Origin of the sequence: uncultured Campylobacter sp. (assembly GCF_937997405.1) — a bacterium.
Lineage (GTDB): Bacteria > Campylobacterota > Campylobacteria > Campylobacterales > Campylobacteraceae > Campylobacter_B.
In genome coordinates this window covers 1-5,059 of sequence record NZ_CALKTL010000181.1, presented here as the reverse complement: position 1 = coordinate 5,059, position 5,059 = coordinate 1, and the positions used below count along the sequence as shown (strand labels likewise).

At 45.0% G+C, this 5,059-nt stretch carries 4 protein-coding genes; 2 read left to right on the top strand and 2 right to left on the bottom strand.

All coding sequences use genetic code 11. From position 1 onward, the window contains the following. Positions 1-2,240, bottom strand: a 2,240-nt coding sequence (locus Q0372_RS09545; RefSeq protein WP_298105293.1) for a DUF1007 family protein, incomplete at its 3' end; no start/stop codon positions are given. 3 nt (positions 2,241-2,243) lie between these two features. After that, positions 2,244-3,170 carry a zinc ABC transporter substrate-binding protein gene (locus Q0372_RS09540; protein ID WP_297923561.1) on the bottom strand — a complete coding sequence of 309 codons (927 nt, stop codon included), beginning with the start codon at positions 3,168-3,170 and terminating at the stop codon, positions 2,244-2,246. A 116-nt stretch (positions 3,171-3,286) separates the two neighbouring features. Between Q0372_RS09540 and Q0372_RS09535 the strand changes: the two genes are divergently transcribed. Both Q0372_RS09535 and Q0372_RS09530 read left to right on the top strand, forming a co-directional pair. Then, positions 3,287-3,640 (top strand): HTH domain-containing protein, encoded by a 354-nt coding sequence (locus Q0372_RS09535; RefSeq protein ID WP_298105288.1) that lies wholly within the window; start codon positions 3,287-3,289, stop codon positions 3,638-3,640. 135 nt (positions 3,641-3,775) lie between these two features. Continuing rightward, a complete protein-coding gene (locus Q0372_RS09530; protein WP_005873131.1) occupies positions 3,776-4,216 on the top strand; it encodes a hypothetical protein in 441 nt (146 codons plus the stop codon). The last annotated feature ends 843 nt before the right edge of the window (positions 4,217-5,059 follow it).

The following is a 5,059-nucleotide window of genomic DNA, read 5'->3' as shown; positions in this document are numbered from 1 at the left end:
AGCCCCGCAAATTCGATGTAAAGCTTCAGGCTTACGAGCCGCTTTGAGCTTAGTTCGTTTGCTTTCGCGCCGAAAAGCGCGGCTAGAAATATCACGACGCTCATTCCAAAACCGATGAAAAGCGCACTCGCGACGCTAAGCGCGAAGCTTCCGAGGCTGAAGGCAAGCACAAAAATAAGGATCGTGCCGGGGCAGGGCACGAGCGCCGCAGCAAGCGCGATAAGCCACTCTCGCCCTCTCTCACCACCATAGGTCGCGCCATTTTGTAGCGAGCGAGATGAGGTTTGGTTTTTTAAATTTGCAGAATTTAAGACCTTTTTTTGCTCGTTTTGGCTAGGCGAGTTTTCTTGTAAATTTGCGGTTAAATTTGAATCCGAATTTAGCTCTGCCGTTGCGGCGCCTAAATTTTTGGCATCCAAATACTGCGCGGATTCGCCGCTTTGGATATTAAATTTAGAAAATTTATAACTCTTTGACGCTACGTGAGCGGAATCCCTGGTGTTTGCAAATGCCGTATTTTTTAAGTGGGAGTCCGTCTCTGCGGTGTTTGCGGCGGAAGCGCAAGCGGCGCAGGAGCAGCCCGTATCGTGGTGGGCGCCCGATCTTACGCGGCGAGCTTTGTCGTAGATGATGAGCGCCGTTATGACGATGATCAGAAGTGCCGAAATTTTCGTTGTGATCGAGGCGGAGTTTGCAGAAACTATGCCTGCGACATTTTGCAGCACGAACATGCTCGCGCTTACTAAAACGAGCGCTCCTAGTACGTGTAGAAGCCCGATTTTAAGGGCAAATCCGAAGGCTTTGACGTAGCTGCCGCCATGGGCTAGGAAATAGCTCGCCGTTAGCAGCTTCGCGTGCCCGGGGCCTGCCGCGTGGAAAAAGCCGTATATGAAAGAAAGCGCCAAGACCCATAGGATGGTGCTTGCGCTTGCATGCTCGCTGCTTGCGCGAAACGCCGTTTTGAGACTTTTCATAAAATCCATCGTCTTTTGCGCGACAAATCCCAGCGTAGCCTCTTTTTGCGGCTCACTTGAAATATCGTCGCTGTCGGATGCGGCGCCGTTTTTGTCTGCGCTATTTTGTGCTAAATTTAAAGAGCTCTCCTCGGGCGGTGTCGCGAGATTTTGCGTAGAATGCACGGAATTTAAAGAATTATCTCGTCTCGCCGACAAATTTTGCCCCGCGCCTTTATCTACAGACGGCGCAGAATTTGCGGAATCGTTAAAATTTATCGCAGCGCTCCTGTCGCCTCTGTTTTGCGCTAAATTTGAATCATCGCCTAAAGAAGCCGCGGTATTTTCGCCGTTTTTTGCGGCGGCCTCTAAGTTTTCGCTGCCTAAGCGGTCGGAATTTGCGGGGCCACCTTTTGCCTGCGCGTCCTTTTTGGCGGCTTTATTAATCTGCGCGAGAGTATCCGAAGCGGCGATATTTTTTTGCGCCTCTGCTGCAGCCTCCGAAACAATATCGCCGACGGATCTTTGGTTTGATCTGCGCGCCGAGCTGGCATTAGGTTTAGCTTGACCGCCTTGCGCAAGTTTATCCTCTGAGCCCGCAAGACTCTGCTCGCTAGATGCAACACTACTCTGCGCTAAATCGGAGTTCGGCGCGCTTGAAATTGGCGATTTTTTATCTGCGATTTTTGGCTTTTCGCCGCTAAATTCTATAAAAGTGGTGGCTAAATTTGAATTAGGCTTCGCTACAAAGCCCTCGCCTAGATTAATGGGCTTGTCGTCAAGCATTTTGAAATTGAAAAATCCCTGATCGTCGTTAATGGAAATTTTAAGAACGCGGCCGTTTCGCAGCTCGAAGCCGACCTTTTGATCAAACTCAAACACGAGTCTGCCCTTTTTGACGAGGCTTATTGCGTTTTTAAAATTTCCCTTGATCTGCGTGCCTACGAGGTTGCTAAGCGCGGGCTTTGTATTTTTTGGCGCTTGATTGTAGAATTCCGCCTCGCAAAGATAATTTTTGGGGGTTAGGTAATCGGTCATCGCCTTAGTTATCTCGACAAGCTCGCTATTTTCAAGCTTGCCGTTGGAATTTATATCGTAGGTCTGCATTATGACATCGGTAAAATTTTGAGAGAAAAGCCACGAAAAATGCAGGCTCACGATCTTGCCGTCTTGTGCGACGGGGGTAATGCTAACGTGCGCAGTAGGCGTGTATAGGGCGCACAGAGCGCACGCAAATATCCGCGAGCTAAAGATCGCGGATAAAAGTAAAATTTTAATAAATTTCATCAACTACAAATTTTCTCCGAAAACGTCGATCGTCTTTTTCATCGTCTCATACCAATCTAGCGGCAGCTGATCGATCTCCATCACCTTTGCGCCCGTTTGCGCGGCGATGGTTTGCGCTGCCTTTTTGGAAAACTGCGGTGCGACGAAAATCACCTTGATCTTTTCCTCTTTGGCTTCCTCGATTAGCTCGGCTAAATCCGCAGGCTTAGGCTCTTTGCCCTCCACTTCGACTGCGATCTGCTCCAAATCGTATCGGTGCGCGAAATAGCCCCAAGACGGATGATAAACCATAAATTTCTTTCCCTTGACGCCCGCTAATTTTTGCTTTGCGTAAGCGTCTAGCTCATCAAGCTTTTTAGCAAATTTATCGAAATTTGCTTCATAAATTTTAGCATCCTTAGGATACTGTTTGGTTAACGCGTCTTTAATATTTTTAGCTTGAATTTTTACAAGCTGCGGATCTAGCCAGATATGTGGGTCTAAGCCGTCGTGATGATGATGGTGCTCGTGCGCCTCGTGGTCTTTGTCACCATGCTCATGATGCGCGTCATGATCGTGATCATCGTGATGTGCGCTATGATCATGTTCGTCGTGATGGTGATGCTCTGCCATAGCCATTTTGGTAATGCCATCTTCGGTGCGGATTATCTTCATCTTCGGATACGATGCGGCAAGCTTTGGTAGCCAGACCTCATCAAATTCTATACCGACTGCAAAATACAGATCGCTATTTTCTAGCATTTTCATCTCCGAAGGCTTAGGCTCGTATGTGTGCGGATCAGCGCCTTTACCAACCATCGTATTTACCTGCAGGGTATCGCCTGCGATCTGTTCAACAAAATACTTCGTAGGAAGTATGGTCGTGGTGACCGTAGGTTTGGCGAATGCTACGCAACTAGCTGCTAAAAGCGTGAAAACAAGCTTTTTCATAAAATTCCTTTCCAAAAAAAAAATTGCGGAAGTATATCAAAAGCAACTTAGTTGCAACTTAATATAAATTTATCTAAATTTCGCTATCATCGCTTAAATTTTAAAAAAGGCGTAAAATGGATCCCAAAGATTTTTTAGCGAGTCACGATATCGCTCCTACAGCGCTTAGAGTGCAGATCGTGCAGATCCTAAGCGAGAAAAAATGCCCGGTAAGCTACGATGAACTAGTAGAACAAACGGGTGCTAATAAAACCACGATATATCGCAATATAGCGCTTTTGGAAGAAAAAAATTTGATAATTACCAGCGAAAATAATCATAAAAGCTTTTATGAGCTCACCGACGGCGCCAAAGCGTATTTTATCTGCGAAAGCTGCCATAAAATGGAGGAGATTTCGATGCCAGCTTTGCCACAAAAAAATGTCAAAAGTGTGCTTGTGCGAGGATTATGCGAGAAGTGCGGCGGCTGAGGCGGGAAATTTAATAAAAAGCGCTCAAAGAAACTTAGCTAAAACGCTAGGGCAAAATTTAACCGATTTTTAACGGATTTTTATAAAACAAACGATATAATCCGAGCGTTTCATATTTTAAAAGGGAAAAATTCAGTGAATAAAAACGATACGATAAAAGCAATAGAGAAGTTTGTGAGTTCTCAAGAAATGACGATGTTCCGTCTGAAAAAGGGTATCTACGGCGATGCGATGAAAAACCTGGATCAGGTTTTTACGCCGTATAAGGAGTTTGCCGAGTTTTTCAAAAATCCCGCAAATAGGCTGCAGGAGCTGTTAGGCAACATCGCGTACGAATCGATTTTAAACTACACTGAAGCAGGGCTATCGCACTGCGAGAAGATCCACTCGATCTATTTTGTGGAATCCAAAGGATTTTTCAAAAGCGGGCTAAAGTATATCGAGCCTGATGCGACCGCGAGAGAAAGAGCCAAGAGCTATTACGACAAATTGCTGGAAAATAATGAGAAGCTTAACGAATATATCGATATCGGCTTGCAAAGGCTACATGGCTTAGAAGCGAAGGTTTTCGAGTAGGCTAGGCTAGCTTTGGGATTTGATTTGCGCGGCGAAATTCTATCGCAAATCCTTAGCGCTTAAAATTCTATGATTAAATTTCATACCTTTTACAGATCCACTTATACTATTTAATTCCGCGTTAGCGCCGCTTTTAATTGCACATATGGTAATAGGGCGGCTTGAGCAATTCCGTGGCGGTAGGCATTATCCGATACGATCAAAGAAATAATCTAAATTTTTAAAGCTCAACGAAGCGGGTTAAAATAAGCAAGCTTGGCTAAATTCTTTGAAGAGATTAAAGTAGGCTCTAGCATAAACTAGTGCTTGGCCGGAGTCTGCGAATTTGAAATTTCGCGGCTAGCGCGAACGGGAATTTAAAATTCTAGCGCTACTTCAGATTCCTTTGAAATGGGGATTTTTAAAAGTAGGTATTGCGCCTGCAACAAGCAAAACGCAAGATTTGAAATTTGCTAGAAAATACTCACTGCGAAGTAAAATTTAAGAGCCAGGCTGCAAGGCGACACAGCGTAAATTTTAATTTACTATGTAGCGCAAAACGCATTCAGCAAGAGATATTTTTGGAAGCGGAAAGGGCTATAGAGAGCCGTAACGAATTATATTTGATTGCGCTAATACCGCATTGTTGGTATATGCAGTTATGTAGCCGATACGTAAAAATTATTTAGAGGTGTCAAGGTGGGAGCGTGCGGTATAAATTTTAACTTGTTTTGGCGCGCTGTTTTAATATCTCTATCGCGCGCGGCAAATTTAAGCGGCTAAACTTATTGAGATTAGAAAATTCTAAACACGGATTAAAGCTTAGCGGCGAAATTAGCCTTGCTAGCACTCTGCTGCATCTTA

Excerpts from the sequence above, each read along its gene's own strand:
- Q0372_RS09540 (WP_297923561.1), bottom strand. The coding sequence starts at position 3,170 with ATGAAAAAGCTTGTTTTCACGCTTTTAGCAGCTAGTTGCGTAGCATTC.
- Q0372_RS09535 (WP_298105288.1), top strand. The coding sequence starts at position 3,287 with ATGGATCCCAAAGATTTTTTAGCGAGTCACGATATCGCTCCTACAGCG.